At 60.8% G+C, this 22817-nt stretch carries 17 protein-coding genes, 1 pseudogene and 1 riboswitch; of the genes and pseudogenes, 7 read left to right on the top strand and 11 right to left on the bottom strand.

Annotated elements, in window-relative coordinates:
- The first annotated feature begins 47 nt into the window (after nt 1-47).
- Complete coding sequence (locus tag CKW35_RS04510; protein WP_095115231.1) at nt 48-2048, top strand: U32 family peptidase; 2001 nt, start codon at nt 48-50, stop codon at nt 2046-2048.
- A gap of 139 nt (nt 2049-2187) precedes the next feature.
- Here the strand turns inward: CKW35_RS04510 and CKW35_RS04505 are convergent, their stop codons facing one another.
- A complete protein-coding gene (locus CKW35_RS04505) occupies nt 2188-3513 on the bottom strand; it encodes a sigma-54 dependent transcriptional regulator (protein WP_095115228.1) in 1326 nt (441 codons plus the stop codon).
- 341 nt (nt 3514-3854) lie between these two features.
- Between CKW35_RS04505 and CKW35_RS04500 the strand changes: the two genes are divergently transcribed.
- Nucleotides 3855-4121, top strand: a complete 267-nt coding sequence (locus tag CKW35_RS04500; protein ID WP_013972506.1) for a hypothetical protein — start codon at nt 3855-3857, stop codon at nt 4119-4121.
- 106 nt (nt 4122-4227) lie between these two features.
- On the opposite strand, the gene CKW35_RS04495 is transcribed toward CKW35_RS04500, so the two are convergent.
- From CKW35_RS04495 to cobW, 4 genes are all read right to left on the bottom strand, one after another.
- Complete coding sequence (locus tag CKW35_RS04495; protein WP_095115226.1) at nt 4228-4794, bottom strand: VWA domain-containing protein; 567 nt, start codon at nt 4792-4794, stop codon at nt 4228-4230.
- 101 nt (nt 4795-4895) lie between these two features.
- Nucleotides 4896-5918: an ATP-binding protein gene (locus CKW35_RS04490; RefSeq protein WP_095115224.1), complete on the bottom strand. Its 1023-nt coding sequence runs from the start codon at nt 5916-5918 to the stop codon at nt 4896-4898.
- Between the two features lies 1 nt (nt 5919).
- Nucleotides 5920-9681 carry a cobaltochelatase subunit CobN gene (gene cobN / locus CKW35_RS04485; protein WP_095115222.1) on the bottom strand — a complete coding sequence of 1254 codons (3762 nt, stop codon included), beginning with the start codon at nt 9679-9681 and terminating at the stop codon, nt 5920-5922.
- Between the two features lie 3 nt (nt 9682-9684).
- Complete coding sequence (cobW, locus tag CKW35_RS04480) at nt 9685-10752, bottom strand: cobalamin biosynthesis protein CobW (RefSeq protein WP_016487376.1); 1068 nt, start codon at nt 10750-10752, stop codon at nt 9685-9687.
- 99 nt (nt 10753-10851) lie between these two features.
- A riboswitch (cobalamin riboswitch) is annotated at nt 10852-11069 on the bottom strand.
- Nucleotides 11070-11170: 101 nt separating this feature from the next.
- Here cobW and CKW35_RS04475 point away from each other — a divergent pair.
- The 4 genes from CKW35_RS04475 to CKW35_RS04460 all read left to right on the top strand — a co-directional run bounded on the left by CKW35_RS04475 (nt 11171) and on the right by CKW35_RS04460 (nt 14864).
- Entirely contained in the window at nt 11171-11548 is a 378-nt protein-coding gene (locus tag CKW35_RS04475) for a glyoxalase superfamily protein (protein WP_016487377.1), read from the top strand.
- Nucleotides 11545-11904: a hypothetical protein gene (locus CKW35_RS04470; RefSeq protein ID WP_023048339.1), complete on the top strand. Its 360-nt coding sequence runs from the start codon at nt 11545-11547 to the stop codon at nt 11902-11904. The genes CKW35_RS04475 and CKW35_RS04470 overlap by 4 nt, the downstream gene beginning before the upstream one ends.
- Nucleotides 11905-12130: 226 nt before the next feature.
- A complete protein-coding gene (locus CKW35_RS04465; protein WP_095115220.1) occupies nt 12131-13708 on the top strand; it encodes an ATP-binding cassette domain-containing protein in 1578 nt (525 codons plus the stop codon).
- Nucleotides 13709-13844: 136 nt separating this feature from the next.
- Nucleotides 13845-14864 (top strand): branched-chain amino acid aminotransferase, encoded by a 1020-nt coding sequence (locus tag CKW35_RS04460; protein ID WP_016487380.1) that lies wholly within the window; start codon nt 13845-13847, stop codon nt 14862-14864.
- Between the two features lie 164 nt (nt 14865-15028).
- On the opposite strand, the gene CKW35_RS04455 is transcribed toward CKW35_RS04460, so the two are convergent.
- From CKW35_RS04455 to CKW35_RS27745, 3 genes are all read right to left on the bottom strand, one after another.
- A complete protein-coding gene (locus tag CKW35_RS04455; RefSeq protein ID WP_095115218.1) occupies nt 15029-15466 on the bottom strand; it encodes a multidrug/biocide efflux PACE transporter in 438 nt (145 codons plus the stop codon).
- Complete coding sequence (locus tag CKW35_RS28240; RefSeq protein ID WP_159971663.1) at nt 15463-15651, bottom strand: hypothetical protein; 189 nt, start codon at nt 15649-15651, stop codon at nt 15463-15465. The genes CKW35_RS04455 and CKW35_RS28240 overlap by 4 nt, the downstream gene beginning before the upstream one ends.
- A gap of 693 nt (nt 15652-16344) precedes the next feature.
- Nucleotides 16345-16578, bottom strand: a complete 234-nt coding sequence (locus CKW35_RS27745) for a hypothetical protein (protein WP_159971661.1) — start codon at nt 16576-16578, stop codon at nt 16345-16347.
- A gap of 223 nt (nt 16579-16801) precedes the next feature.
- Here CKW35_RS27745 and CKW35_RS04440 point away from each other — a divergent pair, with 223 nt between their 5' ends.
- Nucleotides 16802-17341 (top strand): hypothetical protein, encoded by a 540-nt coding sequence (locus tag CKW35_RS04440; protein WP_060518164.1) that lies wholly within the window; start codon nt 16802-16804, stop codon nt 17339-17341.
- A 732-nt stretch (nt 17342-18073) separates the two neighbouring features.
- On the opposite strand, the pseudogene CKW35_RS04430 reads toward CKW35_RS04440, so the two are convergent.
- From CKW35_RS04430 to CKW35_RS04420, 3 genes and pseudogenes are all read right to left on the bottom strand, one after another.
- A pseudogene (locus tag CKW35_RS04430) lies at nt 18074-19281 on the bottom strand (MFS transporter).
- Nucleotides 19282-19589: 308 nt separating this feature from the next.
- On the bottom strand, nt 19590-21215 hold the full coding sequence (locus CKW35_RS04425) for a BCCT family transporter (protein WP_218192382.1): 1626 nt from the start codon (nt 21213-21215) through the stop codon (nt 19590-19592).
- Nucleotides 21216-21299: 84 nt separating this feature from the next.
- Nucleotides 21300-22796 carry a CoA-acylating methylmalonate-semialdehyde dehydrogenase gene (locus tag CKW35_RS04420; protein WP_095115214.1) on the bottom strand — a complete coding sequence of 499 codons (1497 nt, stop codon included), beginning with the start codon at nt 22794-22796 and terminating at the stop codon, nt 21300-21302.
- Between the last annotated feature and the right edge of the window lie 21 nt (nt 22797-22817).

The following is a 22817-nucleotide window of genomic DNA, read 5'->3' as shown; positions in this document are numbered from 1 at the left end:
CCGCTACAATGCCCGCCTAAACCGTGGCAGCCCGAAAATATAACGATATGTCCCTTCCAAAGAATCACCTGGAACTGCTCAGCCCTGCCCGTGATGTGGCCATCGCCCGTGAAGCGATCCTGCACGGCGCTGACGCCATCTACATCGGCGGCCCAAGCTTTGGCGCGCGCCATAACGCCTGCAACGAGGTCAGCGAGATCGCCGAACTGGTCGAGTTCGCCCGTCGCTACCATGCGCGCGTGTTCACCACCATCAACACCATCCTCCACGACAATGAGCTGGAACCTGCGCGCAAGCTGATCCATCAGCTGTACGACGCCGGCGTCGACGCGCTGATCGTGCAGGACTTGGGTGTAATGGAGCTGGACATCCCGCCGATCGAGCTCCACGCCAGTACCCAGACCGACATCCGTACCCTGGAACGGGCCAAGTTCCTCGACCAGGCCGGTTTCTCCCAGCTGGTACTGGCCCGTGAGCTGAACCTGCAGCAAATCCGCGCCATCGCCGCCGAAACCGACGCTGCCATCGAGTTCTTCATCCACGGTGCGCTGTGCGTGGCATTCTCCGGCCAGTGCAACATCTCCCACGCGCAGACTGGCCGAAGCGCCAACCGTGGCGACTGTTCGCAAGCCTGCCGCCTCCCCTACACCCTGAAGGATGACCAGGGTCGCGTGGTTGCGTTCGAGAAGCACCTGCTGTCGATGAAGGACAACAACCAGACCGCCAACCTGGCCGACCTGGTAGATGCCGGCGTGCGCTCGTTCAAGATCGAGGGCCGCTACAAGGACATGGGCTATGTGAAGAACATCACCGCCCACTACCGCAAAGAGCTCGACGCCATTCTCGAAGGCCGCCCGGAATATGCCCGTGCGTCCAGCGGCCGGACCGAGCACTTCTTCGTGCCCGACCCGGACAAGACCTTCCACCGCGGCAGCACCGACTATTTCGTGACCGACCGCAAAGTGGATATCGGCGCCTTCGACTCCCCCACCTTCACCGGCCTGCCGGTGGGTGTGGTGGAAAAGGTCGGCAAGCGTGACATGCAAGTGGTCACCGAGGTGCCGCTGACCAACGGCGACGGCCTGAACGTGCTGGTCAAACGTGAAGTGGTGGGTTTCCGCGCCAACATCGCTGAACCACGTGGCGAATTCGAGGAAGACGGCCAGAAGCGCTACCGCTACCGCGTTGAGCCAAACGAAATGCCCGAAGGCCTGCACAAGCTGCGGCCCAACCACCCGCTGTCGCGCAACCTTGACCACAACTGGCAGCAGGCCCTGCAACGCACCTCTTCCGAGCGCCGGGTTAGCGTGCAATGGCATGCTGTGCTGCGCGAGCAGCGCTTGATACTCACCCTCAGCAGCGAGGAAGGCGTCCGCGTGCAGGTGGCCCTGGACGGGCCGTTCGGCACGGCCAACAAGCCGCAGCAGGCACTGGACCAGTTGCACGACCTGCTCGGCCAGCTGGGGACCACGATGTACCACGCCAGCAGCATCGAGCTGGACGCGCCGCAGGCCTACTTCATCCCCAACTCGCAGCTCAAGGCCCTGCGCCGTGAAGCCATCGAGGCGCTGACCGAAGCGCGTATCAAGGCGCACCCGCGTGGCGGGCGCAAGGCCGAGACCTCGCCGCCACCGGTGTACCCCGAGTCGCACCTGTCGTTCCTGGCCAACGTGTACAACCAGAAGGCGCGCGACTTCTACCACCGCCACGGCGTGCAGCTGATCGACGCTGCCTACGAGGCCCACGAAGAACACGGTGAAGTGCCGGTGATGATCACCAAGCACTGCCTGCGCTTCTCCTTCAACCTGTGCCCCAAGCAGGCCAAGGGCGTGACCGGTGTGCGCACCAAGGTAGCGCCGATGCAGCTGATTCAGGGTGACGAAGTGCTGACCCTGAAGTTCGACTGCAAACCGTGCGAAATGCATGTGGTCGGCAAGATGAAAAGCCACATCATCGACCTGCCAACCCCGGGCAGTGCGGTGGCTCAGGTAGTGGGGCACATCAGCCCGGAAGACCTGCTGAAGACCATCGTGCGCGCGCCACACTGATTTTCAGGCAGTGGTCAGTGTGGGAGCGGGCTTGTCCCGCGAAGCCAGCGACGCGGTTCATGGCACCGGCGTTGCCGGTGTTCGCGGGGCAAGTCCGCTCCCACAGCGGTGTGTCGCAGACCATTGTTTCGTGGCTCATTCAGCGTATCTGATGCTTGTGCAGCAGGCGGTAAAAGGTCGGCCGGGAGATTCCCAGCACCTTGGCCGCTACGCTCATGTTATCGCTGTGCCGGTTAAGCACATCGCACAAGGCCTGGCGCTCGGCGCGCTGCTTGTATTCCTCTAGCGTGCCCAGCGGCTGCTGCCCTTGGTCCAACGTCTGCAGGCCCAGGTCCTGCGCCTCGATCTGCCGGCCTTCGGCCAGGACCAGGCCGCGTCGCACCCGGTTGGCCAACTCGCGTACATTGCCCGGCCAGTCATGCCGGCCCATGGCCGCCAGGGCATGGTCGCTGAATGAACGCGGCCGGCGCCCGGTTTCCAGGCTGTAGAAATGGGCAAAATGGCTGGCTAGCATCGACAAGTCACCATGCCGGTCACGCAGCGGCGCCGTCACCACCTGTAGCACGTTCAAGCGGTAATACAGGTCTTCGCGAAAACGCCCCTGCTCGATGGCTCTTTCAAGGTCTACGTGGGTGGCGGCCAAGACCCGTGCATCCACCGGAATCGGCTGGCTGCCGCCCACACGCTCGATGTGCTTTTCTTGCAGAAAACGCAGCAGATTGGCCTGCAACTCCAGCGGCAAGTCACCAATCTCATCCAGGAACAACGTGCCACCGTGGGCTGCTTCAATGCGCCCGGTCTTGCGCTGATGGGCACCCGTGAAAGCGCCCTTCTCATGACCGAACAATTCTGACTGGATGAGGTGCTCGGGGATTGCCCCGCAGTTGATGGCGACGAACGGTTGGTCGCTGCGCTGCGACTGCCGATGCAGGGTGCGCGCCACCAGTTCCTTGCCCGTGCCGCTTTCACCACGGATAAGCACGGGCGACTCGGTGGGCGCCAGCTTGCCCAACAGCTTGCGCAACTCGCGGATCGGCCGGCTTTCGCCGAGCAGTTCGTGGGTCGCCTCGTCCACCCTGGCAGCCCCTTTGCCACGTAGCCGCGCCATGCCGAATGCCCTGCCCAGGGTGACCTGAACCCGGGACTCATCGAATGGCAAGGTATGAAAGTCGAAAAACCATTCGCAAACAAAATCGCCGACGGCCGGCATGCGTAATTGTTCGGCACTGAGCACCGCGATCCACTCGGTGTTACTGCGCTTGATCATGTCCTTGACCGCGTCCGGGTGCCGCAGGTGCGAAGCCTGCAATCGCAATAACCCTACATCACAAGGATGATCCAGCGCGGCAGCGAGCATGCAACTGTCCACATCCCAGCCTGCGTTACGCAGCCCTGGCAACAGCTGGTGGCAGTCGGCGCACGGGTCGACGATGAGCAAACGACGTTGAGCGGCAAGCTGTTGCATAACCGATCCTTGGCGCCAGTTTTTGGTTTTATGAAGTAAAACAGCAAGTTGTGGCGCTCGCTTAACAGTAGCAACGAAGTTGACGGTGCCCACTACCGTCTGTCTGTTGACGCATTTTTTTACAATGTCCCACGGGAATTTTCGCACTTTAACGACATCCCATGGCGGCGCAGGCAATAACGGATTCAAGCCTGACAAAAAATTTTACACCTAATGTGTGACTTGCCCCCAGAGGACGAGCATCAGTACACATAACCCCGCGCTGCAATTCGCAACCCTTGAGGCGACCTTGAAGCAACGCGGACTCACTTCGATGTTTGGGACCATAGAGAGACCGAACCATGAATGCCCCGCTCCGTGTCAACGAAGCACTGCTGATTGCCGACCACGCCTTCGAACCTTTCCAGTGCGTAGCCTGGGATGCACCCAATGGTACTGGTGAGCTGAGCCTGGCAGTGATCGACCGGACCAGCACCCGCATTGGCAGCAAGCAAGTGTCGTCGCGTATCTACTCCGACCCTGCCCAGTGGGCCAGCCTGATCGAAGAAGTGCGCGCCGAACTGTGCGAAAAAGGTTACGACCTGCAACCGTGGTCGATGCCAAAGTAACAGTGCCCGGCAAACCAAGTGCGTGCAGCGCCACGCACTTGGTCAAATACAAAGTTGCTGTTCTGGCAACTTTCACAGTTGCGACACAGTGTCGCAACCCTGCTGTTCAGTCCACGACTTTGAACTGTTGCAAGTGCTGATAATCGGCCTGCAGTTGTTCGGCCAGGCGTTGCGCGCGCCCAATACGCACCGGCGCCAACTCCATGTCCACCACCAACGTTGTACAGGGCATGGGTTGTACGGCGTTCCAGTGCTGAAGGCGACCATCGGTAAACACCAGGCAGCGTACTGCTTCATCCGGGTGGGCGCGCTGGCGCGCCTGTAGCCAATGCCGGGCCTGTTCCAGCGCAGCGATCAGCGGCGTGCCGCCACCGGCGCCCAAAGCCTGCAGCCATGGCTGCAAGGCTGCCGAGGCCTTCAGGCCGTGGCGCTGCCACTGCGGTGTGCGCCCGCTGGCGGTCAGCAAGGCCAGGCGGGCGCGCTGGCGGTAGGCCTGGTCGAACAGTGCCACCAGCAGCCCTTTGGTGTGTGCCAACGCCTGATGGCGGCGGGTCGAGGCCGACGCGTCGACGATCACCAGCCACAACTCTGCCGGTTTAGCCTGGCGTTGTTGCCAGCACAGGTCGTGGCGTAGCCGTGGCCGCCCTTTGAGCAAGGTCGGCAGCCAGGCCACCCGGCCGCTTGCTGCACTGCGCGGGCGGCCACGGCTGGCGCCGTTCTGCTTGCCTGCGCCCGCTTTGGCATCCGCCCCTTTTGCAGGTGACTGGGGGATGCTCAGGGCTTTTTTGCCCAGTTCGGCACCTCGCGACGTGCGCCGCTGGCCACAGGTTGCGCCGGCAATGCCCCCCAGTCGCCCTGCCCGCCCTGTTCACCCGCGTTGCCAGCGCTTTGCTGGCCTGGCTGCTGGTCAGGCGGCTGCGGCGCCGACGGCGGGTTGGCCTGGGGCGTAACGCGGCGGCGATGGCGCAAGGCGAACTCGGCCACCGCTTCGACATCCACTGCTTCGATGGCCGCACTGCCGCGCCAGGCGCAGTGGGCGCGTGCCGCACGCAACCACACCAGGTCGGCGCGCAACCCGTCGACGCCGGCGGCGTAGCAACGCTCGGTAATCCAGGCCAGCGCCTGGTCATCCAGGGCAATACCGGCCAGGGCATGGCGCGCCGCCTGGCAGCGCTCGCGTAACTGCGCCTGGGCCGCAGCCCATTGTGTGCAGAAAGCCTGCGGGTCACTGTCGAAGGCCAGGCGTCGGCGAATGATCTGCTGACGGGCCTCCGGCGCAGGCAGGCCCTCCAGTACCACGTTCAGGCCAAAACGGTCGAGCAACTGCGGGCGTAGCTCGCCCTCTTCCGGGTTCATGGTACCGATCAGCACGAAGCGGGCGCTGTGCCGGTGCGAGATACCGTCGCGCTCGATGCGGTTGGTGCCACTGGCAGCCACATCGAGCAACAGGTCGACCAGTGTGTCGGGCAGCAGGTTGACCTCATCGACATACAGCACGCCACCGTCGGCCTGAGCCAGCACGCCCGGGGAAAACTGCGCCCGGCCCTGCCCCAGCGCAGCATCCAGGTCGAGGGTCCCGACCAGACGTTCTTCACTGGCGCCCAGTGGCAGGGTGACAAACGGGCCCTCGCCGAGCAGGTCGGCCAGGCCACGGGCCAGCGTGCTCTTGGCCATGCCACGCGGCCCTTCGATCAGCACGCCGCCGATTTTCGGGTCGATGGCGGTCAGGCACAGCGCCAGCTTCAGGTCGTCGGCACCGACCACGGCGGCCAGCGGAAATTGCACGGGTTCACTCATTTCAAGCCTGTTCCTCGCCGTCGAGCAGTTGTTCCTCAAGGGCCTCGCGGTACTCGCCCGGCGCCTGCCACAGCCCGCGCTGCTGGGCCTCCAGCAGGCGCTCGGTAAGGTCGCGCAGGGCCTCGGGGTTGTGCTCGCGCATAAAATCACGGGTCGCCGGGTCGAGCACGTACGCATCGGCCAGCCCCTGGTAATGATGGTCGTCGATCAGGTGCGTTGTGGCATCGAAGGCGAACAGGTTGTCGACCGTCGCCGCCATCTCGAAAGCCCCCTTGTAGCCGTGGCGCTTGACCCCGTCGATCCACTTGGGGTTGAGCGCGCGGGCGCGTATTACCCGGTTCAGCTCTTCCTTCAGGGTACGGATGCGGGGACGGTCTGCCTGGCTGTGGTCGCCGTGGTAGCTGGCCACCGGCGCCCCGGACAAGGTTTCCGACGCTGCCAGCATGCCGCCCTGGAACTGGTAGTAGTCGTTTGAGTCGAGCAGGTCGTGCTCGTGGTTGTCCTGGTTCTGCAGCACCGCCTGCACCTTGGCCAGGCGCTGGGCGAACTGGGCGCGGGCCGGGGTGCCGTCGTCGCTGCCGCCGTAGGCGTAGCCGCCGTGGTTCAGGTAGACCTCGGCCAGGTCGTCGCGGCTGTGCCACAGGCGCCCGTCGATGGCGTTCTGCACCCCGGCGCCATACGCACCAGGTTTGGCGCCGAACACCCGCCAGCCCGCCTGCCGCACGGCCTGCTCGGCGTCCAGCCCTTGCGCCAGCAGCGCGGCACGCTCGCTGCGTACCCGGGCGGCCAAGGGGTTGAGGTCGTCAGGCTCGTCCAGCGCGGCCACCGCTTGCACGGCGGCATCGAACAGACGGATAAGGTTGCCGAAGGCGTCGCGGAAAAAGCCGGAAACGCGCAAGGTCACATCCACCCGCGGGCGGTCGAGCAGGCTCAGCGGCAGTATTTCAAAATCGTCAACGCGCTGGCTGCCGGTGGCCCATACCGGCCGCACGCCCATCAGCGCCATGGCCTGGGCGATGTCGTCGCCGCCAGTGCGCATGGTGGCCGTACCCCACACCGAGAGGCCAAGCTGGCGCAGGTGATCGCCGTGGTCCTGCAGGTGGCGTTCAAGGATCAGGCTGGCCGAGGCGAAACCCAGGCGCCAGGCCGTGGTGGTGGGCAGGTTGCGCACGTCCACGGTATAGAAGTTGCGGCCGGTGGGCAGCACGTCGAGGCGGCCACGGCTGGGCGCACCGCTGGGGCCGGCAGGCACGAATCGCCCGGCCAGCGCCGCCAGCAGGCCGTTCATTTCAGCGGCGCCGCAGGCATCCAGGCTGGGCGCCACCGCTTCGCACAAGGCGTGCACCACGTCACGCACCGGCTGCCATTCGCTCGGTTCAGGCAACTGCAGGGTGCCGCCCAGCGCTTGCTCGATCACCTGCTGCGCCAAAAGCTCCAGGCGCTCGCGGGTATCGCCACAGGTGCGCCAGGGTTCACTGCTCATGGCCAGAAGCTGCTCAGGGCGTTCGCCCTGCCAGGGCAGCCCAAGCTCACAATCGAGCGGGTCAAAGCCTGGCACCAAGGCCTTGGCCAAGGCGCGCAGCAGGCTGGCATTACCACCACGACCGTCGCCCCGCTCAACCCGCAGCAGGGCCAGCAGCGTATCCAGCCGCAGCCGCCCCTCTGGTGACTGGCCAAACACATGCAGGCCATCGCGAATCTGCGATTCCTTCAGATCGCACAGGTAAGTGTCCAGGCGCGGCAGCCAGACAGCGGCATCATCCAGCTGCCCTTCCAACTGCAGCTCGCGGTCGATGTGGTTGACCTTGACCAGTTCGAGGATGTCGCGCTGCAACTCGCGGGCACGCCGCGGATCGAGTAGCTGCGCTTCGTAGAACTCGTCGGCCAGCTGCTCCAGGTGGCGCAACGGGCCGTAGGTTTCGGCACGGGTCAGCGGCGGCATCAAGTGGTCGATGATCACCGCCTGGGTACGGCGCTTGGCCTGGGCGCCCTCGCCCGGGTCGTTGACAATGAACGGGTAGATGTTCGGCAGCGGGCCAAGCAGCGCGTCCGGCCAGCACTGCGCCGACAAGCCGACGCCTTTGCCGGGCAGCCATTCGAGGTTGCCGTGCTTGCCGACATGGATCACCGCGTCGGCGGCGAACGCGTGGCGCAGCCAGAAGTGGAACGCCAGGTAGCCGTGCGGCGGCACCAGGTCGGGGTCGTGATACACCGCGCTGGGGTCTACCTGGTAGCCCCGGGCGGGCTGGATGCCGACGAAGGTCAGCCCAAAGCGCAAGCCGGCCACCATCAGCCGGCCGCTGCGGTACATCGGGTCCTGCTCGGGCGGCCCCCAGCGCTCCAGCACTGCCTGGCGATTGGCCTCGGGCAAGCGCTCGAAGGCGGCCTGGTAGTCGGCCAGGCTCAGGCTCTGGGCGCAAGGGCGCTGGTCCAGGTGGTCAAGGTCGTTGGTCACGCCGCCGAGCAGCTGGTGGATCAGTTGCGTGCCGCTGCCCGGCAAATCGGCCAGCGGATAGCCTTCGGCCTGCAGCGCTTTGAGAATGTTGAGTGCAGCAGCGGGCGTATCCAGGCCGACGCCATTACCGATGCGGCCATCCCGGGTCGGGTAGTTGGCCATCACCAGGGCCACGCGCTTCTCGGCATTGGGCAGGCGCGCCAGCTCGACCCAGCGCCGGGCCAGCTCGGCGACAAAGTCCATACGCTCGGGGTGGGCGCGGTAGCACACCACGTCGGACTGGCTGCGCTCGCTGCGCCAGGCCATGTCCTTGAAACTGACCGGGCGGGTAATGATGCGCCCGTCCAGTTCGGGCAAGGCGATGTGCATGGCCAGGTCGCGTGCACCCAGCCCCTGTTCGCTGGCTTCCCAGCCGGGCTGGTTGTCCTGCGCGCAGATGGCCTGCAGCACCGGAATGTCACGGCGGAACGGGCGCAGGTTGGGCCGTTCGGGGCTGGACAGGGCAAAACCGGTGGTATTGACCAGCACTTCGGCACCGACTTCGTCCAGCCAGGCTTCGACCTGGTCCAGGCAGGCGCTTTCCTTTAGGCTGGCCACGGCAATCGGCAACGGGTTCAAGCCAGCGGCTTGCAGGCGCTGGCAGAACACGTCGATGAACGCGGTGTTGGCCGCCTGCAAATGGGAGCGGTAGAACAGCAGCGGCGCCACCGGGCAATCCGGGTGCCAGTGCGGGTACCAGTCTTCCAGTGCCACACTGCCCTTGGCCGGGTGATACACAGCGGTGCGCGGCAAGGGCTGCGGCTCGTCCCAGGCATAATCGCGGCCCAGCCACTGGTTGGCCAGGCAGTTGTAAAGGTTGATGGCATTGGCCTTGCCACCCTGGCGCAAGTAGTGCCAGAGGCGCTCGGCCTGGTCGCCCGTGACGGTGCCCAAGCGGGTCAGCTCCGGGTCAGGGCGATCATCGCCTGGTACCAGAATCAGTTGCACGCCCCGGGCAGCCAGCTCGACCAGTTGCTCGACGCCATAGCGCCAGTAACCGACGCCGCCGTGCAGCGACACCAGGATGACCTTGGCGTGGCGCAGCACCTGGTCGACATACAGGTCGACCGAAGCGTGGTTCTGCACCTGCATCGGGTTGGCCAGGCGCAGGCTGGGGAAATCCTCAGGCAGTTGCTCGGCCGTATCGGCGAGCAACGCCAGGTGCGAATCGCCGCTGCAGAGAATCACCAGTTCGGCGGGTGTCTGGCCAAGGTCGGCAATACTGTCGTCCGGCACGAAGCCGCCGGGCTGGGTCCGCAGCAGGTGCACGGGTCAGGCGCCCAAGGCCTGGCGCAGGCGCGCTTCCAGCTGGGCAGCGTCGAGTTCCTGGCCGATCAACACCAGGCGGGTGATGCGCGGCTCGTCGGCACGCCAGGCGCGGTCGAAGTGTTTGTCGAAACGGGTCCCCACGCCTTGCACCAGCAGGCGCATCGGTTTGCCCGGGATGGCAGCGAAGCCTTTGGCGCGCAGGATGCCGAACTCCACCACCAGCTGGGTCAAGGCGTCGAGCAACAGGCTTTCGTCAGCCTCCGGCAGGTCGATGGAAATGGAGTCGAAGGCGTCGTGGTCGTGGTCGTCATGATCGTCGCCATCGTGGTGCGAATCGTGGTGGGTACGGCGGCCATCGATGTGCGCCTCGGACTCGGCGCCCACACCCAGCAGCACCTCCAGCGGCAGCTTGCCACTGCTGGCCTCTACCACCTTGACTGCCGGCGGCAGTTCTTCGGCCACTTCGGCGCGCACCTTGGCCAGGCCTTCGGCGTCGATCAGGTCGGCCTTGTTCAATACCACCAGGTCGGCGCTAGCCAGCTGATCGGCGAACAGTTCGTGCAGCGGCGATTCGTGGTCCAGGTTAGGGTCGAGCTTGCGCTGGGCATCGACCTGGTCCGGGTAGGCGGCGAAAGTGCCGGCAGCCACGGCCGGGCTATCGACCACGGTGATGACCGCGTCGACGGTGCAGGCGTTGCGGATTTCCGGCCACTGGAAGGCTTGCACCAGCGGTTTGGGCAGGGCCAGGCCACTGGTTTCGATCAGGATGTGGTCCAGGTCGCCACGGCGTGCCACCAGCTCGCGCATGACCGGGAAGAACTCCTCCTGTACGGTGCAGCACAGGCAGCCGTTGGCCAGTTCATAGACGCGGCCGCTGGCTTCTTCTTCGGTGCAGCCGATGCTGCACTGCTTGAGGATTTCGCCGTCGATACCCAGTTCGCCGAATTCGTTGACGATGACCGCAATGCGACGGCCCTGGGCGTTGTCGAGCATGTGGCGCAGCAAGGTGGTCTTGCCCGAGCCGAGGAAGCCGGTGACGATGGTAACGGGGAGCTTGGCCAGTGTTTTCATGTCGCATTGCCCTTGGCAGAATGGCGCGGGCATGCAGGACGACAGCCGCGGACCAGGCCGGCCGGGCTTGTTCGCCACCGGATCACCCCGCCCGGTTGAAAGTCGAAAACGTTGCGAGGCAGGTCTCCTGGCTTGCACCGTTCCAGCTCCCCGTTCAGTTGAACGGCGGGCTGGCGGGATGACGCCTTCCCGCGCATTGGCGCAGTGGCTGTGTCGATCCGTTGTCAGTGCTTACAGTTGCGGGGGCAGCCGCGGCTTGTACCGCGTTCCCGTCTTAGCTTCGGCCTGGCCGAAGAACCTCGAAGTGGCAAGGCTACGCAGTGGCTGGCGGGTGGTCAACCATTGCTGCGGGGCTTGCCGACAACTCTTGGCGGCACTGCGGTACAGTGGCGACTTTGCCCACTGTCAAGGACGCCCCATGCTCCTCGCCCCCGCCATCCCGGTACTGCGCATCTTCTCGGTCGACAAGGCCAGGGAGTTCTACATGGATTTTCTCGGTTTCAGCCTGGACTGGGAGCACCGCTTCAGCCCGAACCTGCCGTTGTACATGCAGATTCACCGCGATGGCCTGATCCTGCACCTTACCGAGCACCATGGCGATGCCTGCCCCGGCTCTACAGTGTTTGCCCGCCTCGACGACCTGCGGGCGCTGGAGCATGAACTGCAAGGCAAACAGTACGGTTACGCCCGGCCCGAAGCCGAGCGCCTGGACTGGGGCCTGCAGATGCAGGTGTGCGACCCGTTCGGCAACCGCCTGCGCTTCTGCCAGCAGATCGATGACGAGGCCAACCTGTGAAGGCGCTGGGCAAACGCGAAATGGCCCGCCTGGAGCGGGAGCTGGTAGCGTGCCTGACGGACGCCTGTGAAACCGCCAAGGCAGAAATCGTCGGGTTCACCTGGCTCACCCATCGCCTGGACCCTGAGAACTTTCCGGCCAGCCTGCGTATTACTTGGGTGTTTGAACAAGAGGCCGAGAAAGTCGCTGCAGTGGCGGGTGAAGCAAAGGCACGCATGCTGGCGCTGACCCGTCAGGCGTTGGACCACGCCGGCATACAACTGGATCACCCGGCGTGGCATGTACGGTTTGACAGCGAAGAGGCCTGCAAACAGAGCCACGGAGGCGACTGGGCCAAGCGCTTGACGGGGCGCTGAGCCCAGGGCCAGACAAGATCGGGCGCCGCTCGCGCGGCGCATCGCCAGTGCAGGAAACCCATACACGGCGGGCGGTACTTTACCCGCCCCCAACGGGCCGTTAGGCTACGCACTCCCCCAGTACGAGGTATTCGTCCAATGCGCCATTAATGCCGCCGTCCATTCGACGGCCAGTCTTCAGCCTCCGGTTTGCTCCGGAGATGTCGCGGCATTTGTGGAGTTGTGCATGACGAACACGTCGATCCTGACGCTGGACAGCGTCTCTTTGGCCTTGCCTGATGGCCGGCTACTGTTTACCGACCTCAACGAAACCTTCGACCAACGGCGTACCGGCCTGGTCGGGCGCAATGGCGTGGGCAAGAGCCTGCTAGGGCAGGTTCTGGCCGGCCAGCGTGCACCGAGCAGCGGCCAGTGCCGGCGCCTTGGGCCTGTCCATCTGCTGAATCAGCAGGTAATCGAGCGCAGCACCACGCTTGCCGACCTGGCCCAGGTGGGGTCGGTGGTTGCGGCGCTGGAGCGCATCGAGCAAGGCAGCATCAACCCCCAGGATTTCGACACCGTCGGCGAGCGCTGGGATATCCGCGAGCAACTGCAGATGCACCTGCAACGCAACGGCCTGAGTCACCTTGACTGGCGCCAGCACGCACGCAGCCTGAGCGGCGGCCAGGCTATGCGCGTGGCGCTGGCAGGCGCATGGCTCAGCGGTGCCGACTACCTGATACTCGACGAACCGAGCAACCACCTGGACAGCGACGCCCGTGCCCAATTGCTGAGCATGATCGAGGCCTGGGACCGAGGTTTGCTGGTGATCAGCCACGACCGCAGCCTGCTGGCGCACATGGCGCGCATTGTCGAACTGTCGAGCCTGGGGTTACAGGCCTATGGCGGCAACTACGGCTTCTATGCAGCACAAAAAGCCAGCCAGGTGGCGCAGGCCCAGCAGCAACTTGCCCGGCTCAAGCAGCAGCAACAACGCCAAGCCCGTGAACTGCAGCGCCAGCGCGAAGACCTGGAACGCCATCAGGCCCGGGCCGGGCGTCAAGCCAGGCATGCCAACCAGGCCAAGATCCTGGTCGACCGCCAGCAGGAGCGCAGCCAGGCCACGGCGGGCAAGCAGCACCGCGACCATCGCGACGCGCGGCAAGCATTGCTGGGCAAAGTGCATGACGCCGCCCGCGAGGTCGAGCAAGCCACTGCGATTACCTTGCATGCTCCCACGCCCCCGCGTCATGCGGGCCGCGAAGTGTTGGCGTTGCAGGCACTTCGCTTGCCCCATGGCACCCGCAAACCGCTTGACCTGCGCTTGTGCCTGGGCCAGCGGATGGGCCTGGTCGGCGCCAACGGCAGTGGCAAGTCCACGCTGCTAAGGCTGCTGAACGGGCAATTACCGGCATCACCACACACTTTGCGCCGCCGTGGCGAAACCGCCCTGCTCGACCAGCACTGCAGTACCTTGGCAGGCCACAGCAGCGTGCTCGAACACCTGCGCAGGGCCAACCCGGTGCTGGCCCAGGGCGAGTTGCGCAGCCGCCTGGCACAACTGGGCCTGAATGCGGCCCGCGTCGAGTTGCCCAGCAGCCTGCTCAGCGGCGGCGAGCGGATGAAGGCAGCACTTGCTGCCGTGCTGTACCGCGAGCGGCCACTCGACCTGCTGTTGCTGGACGAGCCCGGCAACCACCTGGACTTGCCGTCACTGGCAGCCCTGGAGCGCATGCTCGGGCAGTTTCGCGGGGCGCTGATGGTGGCGTCCCATGATGCGGTTTTGCTGGAAAACCTGGCACTGGATGAGTACCTGCGGTTGTAGAAACCGAAAAAAAAGCATCGCAGGCTATCAATTCGTGACTGGCCGTTCCCGATCCGCGACGGATGTATTATGGTGACGTGGTGCGCATATAACAGCAGCCCGAGCGATCGGGCACTTGCAAGACAATGAGGGTGTCATGAGCAACGAAAGCATTAACTGGGACAAGCTGGGTTTCGACTACATCAAAACCGACAAACGCTACCTGTCCGTATGGCGCAATGGCGAGTGGGACAAAGGCACCCTGACCGACGACAACGTGCTGCACATCAGTGAAGGCTCCACGGCCCTGCACTACGGCCAGCAATGCTTCGAAGGCCTGAAGGCCTACCGTTGCAAGGACGGCTCGATCAACCTGTTCCGCCCGGACCAGAACGCCGCCCGCATGCAGCGCAGCTGCGCCCGCCTGCTGATGCCGCATGTGCCGACCGATGTGTTCATCGAAGCGTGCAAGCAAGTGGTCAAGGCCAACGAAAAGTTCGTACCACCGCACGGCAAAGGCGCCCTGTACCTGCGCCCGTTCGTGATCGGCACCGGTGACAACATTGGCGTGCGCACCGCCCCCGAGTTCATCTTCTCGGTCTTCGCCATTCCGGTTGGCTCGTACTTCAAGGGCGGCATGAAGCCGCACAACTTCCAGATTTCCAGCTTTGACCGCGCCGCCCCACAAGGCACCGGCGCCGCCAAGGTCGGTGGCAACTACGCTGCCAGCCTGCAGCCGGGCGCTGAGGCCAAGAAGGCCAACTTCGCCGACGCCATCTACCTCGATCCGTTGACCCATACCAAGATCGAGGAAGTGGGTTCGGCCAACTTCTTCGGCATTACCGCCAACAACGAGTTCGTTACCCCGAAATCGGCCTCGGTACTGCCAGGCATCACCCGCCTGTCGCTGATGGAACTGGCGCAATCGCGTCTGGGCCTGACCGTGATTGAAGGCGACGTCGAAATCAGCAAGCTGGACCGCTTCATCGAAGCCGGCGCTTGCGGTACCGCTGCGGTGATCACCCCGATCGGCGGTATCGAGTACAACGGCAAGCTGCACGTGTTCCACGACCTGGAAAAAGTCGGCCCGGTTACCCAGAAGCTCTACAACGAGCTGACCGGCATCCAGAGCGGCGATGTTGAAGCGCCGGCAGGCTGGATCGTCAAGGTGGCCTGAGCTGTATCAGCTGTATAAGAACGGGGCATGCCAGCAAAGGCATGCCCCGTTTTTGTTGGATGACTCACGGTCCCTGTGGGAGCGGGTTTACCCGCGAAGCAAGCACCGCGGTGGTTGGCACCGGCTATGCCGGTGTTCGCGGCTAAAAGCCGCTCCTACAGGGTCTACAGGGAACGCGCGAGGCGGCGCTGCATCAGCAGGTGCCGGGCTTTATCGAACGCCCAGTTGTACAACACGGTGTAGGGCAGAATAATCACCAAAAAGCCCAGCTCTACCATGAACGCCTGCAGCAGCGAGATATCCAGCATCCATGCCGCCACCGGCAGGCACCACACCACCAGCCCAGCCTCGAAGCCCAGGCCGTGCACGAAGCGCCCACTGGCCTTCCAGTTGATGCGTTCGGTCTGCACCCAGCGGTCGATCAGCGCGTTGTAGACCATGTTCCAGAGCATGGCGATAACCGACAGGGTTACCGCCAAGGCACCCGCAGTCGCCAGCGACTTGCCCATCACCCAGGACAACAGTGGTGCACACAGCAGCACCGCGAATGCTTCGTAGCCCACGGCGTGCACCAGGCGTTCGGTAAAGGAGACCGTTTTCATTGCAAATTCCATCCATTGCGTGATTCGTGGTTCCCATGTTCTTTGATATAACTGATACTCGCGACATAGCTACCATCGGTTTTATCAATACCATGCGCTACTCGCCCGAAGCTCTGGTCGCCTTTGTCCTTCATTTTCACGATAGTTTGAATTTTTTTCAGGTTATCTGAAATGGTTTGAGTCATGGCACCGTGGCCTCATGCGTGAAATCAAACCCATTCATCAAGTTTGATTGACACGCGTTTCACCTTCTTTAGCCTTATGCTCGAGGGCTGCAACTGCGCATTCGTCGGGACTGGGTACCAGCAAGATCCCCCCCGCAATTTTGGCAGCAGAGAAAGCTGGTTTCTCTGAAGTAATGACGGCGGGCATCGCCTGCCGGATTCTGAACCCAAGGTCGCAAGGCTGGGAGCTAAAGGATCGCTGCGACTACTCCTCAAATCATCCCAAAAGGCACCTTTGGGTGCCTTTTAACTTGATGCATAGCTGCGGCTGCATCGTCCAAAGGCTTCGTGGCTACGCTCAAGCGTGCTCAGTTGCAAAGCTTAGGCAGAGCATACCCCAGCTACGGGTGATCAGAGAGTCGAAGCGCGAGGCTTCAATGTGCGCTCAGCGCTGTAGGATTCAGCATATCGACGTGGCTGGAGGCCTTACACTTCTTGGCTTACAGCGCCGGATGAGCTGTGTGTTCCGATCTCCATGTAAACCACTTTTTTTCACTGTAAACCACAGTGGTTTACAGTGAAAAAAAGTGGTTTACAGCTGAGCTAGTAATCGGTGGAGAAAAATCTTTCCATCCCTAGATCGCGGCCGTCATGGACTGCTGGAAGTGCGAAGAGCTGATTACCGTCAAAAAGGCGGTTCGCAATGATCCTGAGCTATCGATTTCCGGGGGGCGGGTGGGTGTTTTCCGGAATCAGTTCCTTGAACATGGCGTCTGTCTTGTCGGTTTCTTCGGCGTCGCGGGACAACGCCGCCCCGTGGTACGGCACGATGCCGCGGCAAAAAATCGAGCGGATGGAGGCCGGAATAAAGCCTGGCAAGTCGAGCGGGGCAAGGTTATCTGCCGCCTGCCCGCGAAGGCGTACCCTTCCAGAGCGCACCTCGATCACTGCTGCCGGCGATCTCACTGCTGTGCGTGCCAATCACCAATATCGCCCAGTTCTGGCTGGGGGCCCGCACCAGCCAGCGGCGTTCGACAACACCCAGCGAAATTGTATGATGGCCATGTGACTGTGAGCCTGGCGATCTAAATGATTGCGCTGCAGGCCGTACAGATGTCATGCGATTATTAGCATTTCTCTCGAACTTGGCTGGCTGAGGTTAATATTTGATATGGATGCAGAAAAACTACAGAAAGATATCGATGCGCTGCTAACTTATGTAAATGACGACATGGAAGGTCTTGGTGAAACCATCAACACCGTCTGTTTTTCGTTCGCAGAAGGGGCATCTGATCGCAAAGCGGTGGACGAGCGATTCAATTGGTCGGAAGAATACCTTTTCCGGGTTATCAATATTTGTAACTCGCGCTCGCTGCTGAAGAAAGGCATCCAGGGTTTCAAGCATGTGGCCCTGACTGAAGAAGGACAGAGCCGAGCCATATCGGTAAAACACGGGAAAAACCGAGCGTATGAACTGGGAGCAAGTATGCAGATCGCAACCTTGAATGTTCACGGGCCGGCCCAGGTCGGTAATTACAACGTACAAAATATTCATAACGTCTTCAATCAACTTCTGCAGAAGATTGATGAGTCCGAGGCAACGGAAGAAGAAAAAGCTGAAGCCAAAGGCCGCTTGTCATCCTTCCTTGAGCATCCGCTCGTCGGCGCAATCGTGGGTGGTCTGGCGGGCTCTCTGCCCGGACTGATGTAGCGATGGAGACCTTCAAAAAGTCGATTGGATTGCGCTGTGCATTTTGCCGGTCCTACGAATTCGCCCTGCCTCATGCGGGCTATTCGCCCGCCCCTGGTGGATTTGTGGTTTGTGCGCGATGCGGGAGGGAAAACGACGTGACGTCGTTGTTGCTGGTAGCTAAGAGTGCTGGAGTAGTGCTTGTGAAGCAGCATGCTCAGCAACTGGTGGATGGGCTGGCAAAGGACTTGCGCAAATCATTTAGAAATCACAAGTTCATTAAATTCACATGAGGGTCTGAAGCAGCTGAGTCGTGCCCCAACCTGGCGTCGCTTTTCACTTTGCCCAAGATTCTTTTCATCCAGATTGGACTGACGCACCAAAACCGAGCGCAGAGAGCACAGCTATATAGAGGCAAACCCTAATAAGCACACCAGCCATAAAGCGTCTTAAGCTTACGGCGTAATGGAACATCAGAGATTGATCTGAGCATCAGCAGGTAAACCGCAGCCCTGATCGAATCTGGGCAGGGGAGACGTGGAGGGAATTGAAAGGAAAAACCCCGCTAGTGCGGGGTTTAGGGTCAGACACGCCGGTTGGCGGCCTCATACACTTCGTCATCGCGTCGAGCCCCTATGCGTCACAAATCCGCTCCCAATACTGCTATTTGCTCGATTCAAACTGCTAGCATCTCAGGGAGTACATCCACGCTCCTGAGGCAGGTTTACAATTCGAAGGCTGATAGTCTCGTCACTAGCCCGCAGCAACGCTTGTACTCAGCTGTGCAACTGGCTTTTCCCTCACCGCCCAGTTCACTGCAGCAGCGATCAGACTCAGGACAGCTGCACCCTTCCAGACCAGGTCATAGCTTCACGTGATGTCATAAGCCGCCCCACTGACCCAACCGCCCAGGAATGCGCCAACTTGATGGAACAGGTAGACGAGCCCGCCAAGCATTGAAAGGTTACGAACACCGAATACCGAGGCGACGACTCCATTTGTCAGTGGAACGGTTGAAAGCCAGAGGAAGCCCATTGCCATGCCAAACAGGTAAGCCGTGACGTTACTCACCGGGACAGAAACAAAGGCGACAATGACCGCCGCTCGAAGCAAGTAGAGAGCCGTAAGCAGCTTAGGTTTGGACAGGTGCCCGCCGAGCCAGCCAGCTGTGTAGGTGCCAAAAATATTGAATAGCCCAATGAGTGCCAGAACAGTGGTACCCGTTTGAGCAGTCAGTCCCTTGTCCATTAAATAGGCCGGCAAATGGACGCCAATAAAGACGACCTGGAACCCACAAACGAAGAAGCCAAACGTGAGGAGCCAGAAATCAGGGCTGGAGCTCGCAGCTCGAAGGGCCTGTGTCATGGTCTGGTCACCTGGCTGACGCTCGATTGGTTTGTCTTTCAACAGACCGACCAGCGGAATAATCAGAGAGGCGAACAGTGCCAGAACCAACAGAGCTTTCTCCCAGCAATCCCTTGGATCAGCCCCAGAGAGCCTGGGAGCATGGCGAACTGGCCAAAGGATCCTGCCGCACTTGCAAGGCCCATTCCCGTACTGCGCTTCTCAGGCGGCAGTGCCCGAGCCACCACACCCAAGATCACCGAAAATGACGTGCCTGATAGGCCAATACCGATCAGTACGCCTGCGCTCATCATCAACGTTGAGGGTGAGTCGGAAAAACTCATGCAGACTAGGCCCACAACATACAATACGCCGCCAGCCCCAACGACTTTGCCAGCACCATACCTGTCAGCAAGAGCACCTGCGAAAGGCTGTGCGAGCCCCCACACCAGGTTTTGGATAGCAATCGAGAACGAAAATACCTCACGCCCCCAACCGAACTGTGCGCTCATTGGCGACAAAAAAAGCCCAAACCCGTGTCGTATCCCTAGTGATAATGTGAGTATCACAGCACTACCTAGCAACACCCACCTGAAATCCCGCCAAACCTGAGCCATATAAAACCTTCCTTATCGCTTCTTATTTCTTAGCTCCATAACTTCCGACCACACCCGCCTGAGCGAGTAAGCCGACAGAACAATATCTCGCGAGCTCTAACTACCAGTTGGCTACCCGCGACACACCAGAAACTTTCGCGACATGAAATTTCAAGCTTCAATTCAAAAAAGCCAAAATTATAAACTCTTAAAACACAACCTAAAACCAATAAAAATCATACCTTAGGAGTGGTTTTTCTAATGGCTGCGCCAGGATGGCATTCAAATAAAAAGCGCCCTCAGATAGAGGGCGCTCTTCCTAATGATGATCAAGCAACTGCTTTGTCTGGCCTCTTCTCAGCCTTGAGCAACAACGATAGCTCTGAGCGCTCAGAGCACATCAATTCAATCTCATGGGCAGGAGAGTCTCCATAGTCGGCTTTCATCCAGCGTAGGAGGCCGTACATTTTGACTATGAGCACGGCTAGGAACGGGATCGCCGCTACCGTCACAACAGTCTTGAGTGCGTGCAGCGGAGCCCCGATGTAGAGCATTGCCAGGGGGATTGCTGCCAGCATTAGGCACCAGAAGAGCCTCAGCGTGGTCGAAGGCTCATCACCTTCTTTCAGGTTCCTGGTGCTGGTAGCCGCGACTGCAAACGAAACGGCGTCTAGGTGCGAGGCAAGGAAAACCAGCATCAATAAGTAATACCCAACCGCAAGGATCTTGCCGAAAGGCAAGCTGAAGAGCAGTAGCGAGACCACCTCCTCTCCTCCGACGCTGGTGATGAGGGAAGGCGCATCCACTACGCCAGAGATGAACTGATGTATCGCAAAGCTCTGCAGACTACCAAAGAAGAACCAGCAACCCCCGCAGCCACCCAGAATCATAGCGGCAACAACCTCTTTGATCTTGCGCCCACGCGACACGCGGGTCACGAAGAGCGCTACCCCTGGGGTGTAGGTGATCCAGTACAACCAGTAGAACACCGTCCAGCCTCGTGCGAACTCACCATTTCCGACAGGATCAGTGGAAAGGCTCATGCGCACGAAGTTCTGCAGCATGAGGCCAACGCCATTTGCAATATTGTTGAGCGTGAAACCTGTAGGCCCTAGTACCAGGACAATGACGGCGTAGATAACGGTCAAGCCGCAGGCTGCATGCGCAAGTTTTTGCATGCCTTTGCCAATGCCAATGTAAGAGCTAAGCGAGAATACCAAGGTAACAGCCAACACCAGAGCCGCTTTCAGCGCATACCCATCATCGATGCCGAACAGCATGGATATTCCCTTACCAACAGTTGATGCCGAAAGTGTTATGGTGAGCACAAGCCCACCAAATGTCGACATCAAGAACACCACATCTACAAAACGCCCAACAACACCTGTTGCCTTCAATCCGGTGATGGCCTCGACCGCAGAGGATAGACTAAGGCCTGTATTTTTCCGCACATGGAAGTGGTACGCCATTGCCAGCGACGCTATACCATAGATCGCCCAGGGCGTGATGCCCCAGTGAAAGAATGAATAAGCAATACTGTATTCGAGTGCTTCTTTACTGAGCGGCGCAATGCCTACGCCTGGTGCTGAATAATAATACACCCACTCCATGAATGCCCAGTACATGGTTGCAGACCCAAGCCCTGCACAGATAAACATAAAAACCCAGCTAGCATTTCCATATTTGGGCTTACCTTCACCCAACTTGATGCTCCCGTATTTGCTCAGCGCAATCCACAAAACGAAAACCACACATACAAACCCAATGATTTGCACGCCCGCGCCAAATAACTTCGTCGCCCCTTCAAATACGACATCCGAGAGCTTCAAAGACTGACTGGGGTAAAGTGTCAATCCTGTCACACTGAGACCAATGGCAACAAGACTTATAAAAATCAGGGGCAGATCAATCTTAGTCTTGAGATTTCTTGAGGAGGAATCATTGGAGTTCATCATCGCAGCCTTACATTTTTTGTTATCGGGCGATTTTTGACAGACAAGCAAAAGCCGAGGTGGGATGTCCCACCTCGGCTCTGTTACTTACTTCATCGTTGGCATGGAGAACTCAACGCCTTCTCGAATGCCTGAGGAAGGCCAGCGCTGGGTCACCGTTTTCCGGCGAGTGTAGAAACGAACGCCATCTGGCCCGTAGGCATGAAGGTCGCCGAACAAAGAGCGCTTCCAACCGCCGAAGCTGTGATAAGCGACAGGTACTGGCAAAGGAACGTTGATCCCCACCATGCCCACCTTGATGTTGTCGGAGAAGTAGCGTGCTGCTTCCCCATCACGGGTGAAGATGCAGGTGCCGTTACCGTACTCGTGCTTGTCAATCAGCGCCATGGCTTCCTTCATGCTGTTGACGCGAACGACCTGAAGAACGGGGCCGAAAATTTCTTCCTTGTAGCTCTGCATCTCCGGGGTGACATGATCAATCAGGGTGCCGCCGACGAAGAAACCTTCCTCGTAACCAGCAACGTTAGGCTGACGCCCGTCCACAACCACCGTAGCGCCCTGCTCCTCAGCGCTGTTGATATACCCAACGACCTTTTCCTGGTGCAGGCGAGTAATCACCGGGCCGAAGTCATTCTTGCTGTCGGTATAAGCACCCACCTTCAGGTTCTTCATGGCTTCTTTCATTTTGGCGATCAACGCATCGGCTGCCGCGTCACCCACCGCAACGGCTACCGACAGCGCCATGCAACGCTCACCAGAAGAGCCAAAGGCAGCGCCCAGGAGTTGGTTCACCGCATTGTCGATATCGGCGTCAGGCATGACGATGGCATGGTTCTTCGCTCCACCCAGTGCCTGGCAGCGTTTGCCGTGAGCAGTGGCAGTGGCGTAGATGTACTCGGCAACTGGCGTCGAGCCTACGAAGCTGACTGCCTGGACGCGCGCGTCACGCAGCAGGATATCGACCGCTTCCTTGTCGCCGTTCACCACGTTCAGCACACCGTTGGGCAGACCTGCTTCCTGCAGCAGTTGGGCAATGAACAGCGTGGAGCTTGGGTCGCGCTCAGACGGTTTGAGAATAAAGCAGTTGCCCGCCGCAATGGCCACTGGAATCATCCACAGCGGAACCATCACGGGGAAGTTAAACGGCGTGATGCCTGCCACCACACCCAGCGGCTGGAACTCGCTCCAGGCATCGATGTTCGGGCCAACATTCTTGCTGTGCTCACCTTTGAGAAGCTCGGCGATCCCACAGGCATACTCGACGTTCTCAATACCACGCTGCAGTTCGCCTGCCGCGTCATGGGAGATTTTCCCGTGCTCTTCGCCGATCAGTTTGCAGATCCCATCAGCGTTCTGCTCCAGGAGTTCTTTGAAGCGGAACATGACGCGGGCCCGCTTGATCGGCGGAGTATCACGCCAGGCCGGGAAAGCAGCCTCAGCAGCGGCAATGGCGTGCTCCACTGTCTGGCTCGACGCCAAGGCAACTTGGCGAGCCACCTGGCCAGTAGCTGGGTTGAAGACATCTTGGGTGCGCTCGGATTCGAGAACGACTTCGCCGTTAATCAGATGGCCGACAGGATTCATGTGAAACTCCACTTTTGTTAT

Origin of the sequence: Pseudomonas sp. Irchel 3F3 (assembly GCF_900187545.1) — a bacterium.
Taxonomy (GTDB): domain Bacteria; phylum Pseudomonadota; class Gammaproteobacteria; order Pseudomonadales; family Pseudomonadaceae; genus Aquipseudomonas; species Aquipseudomonas fortuita.
Note: the sequence above shows the minus strand (reverse complement) of the source record. Positions and strands in the feature narration are given on the sequence as shown.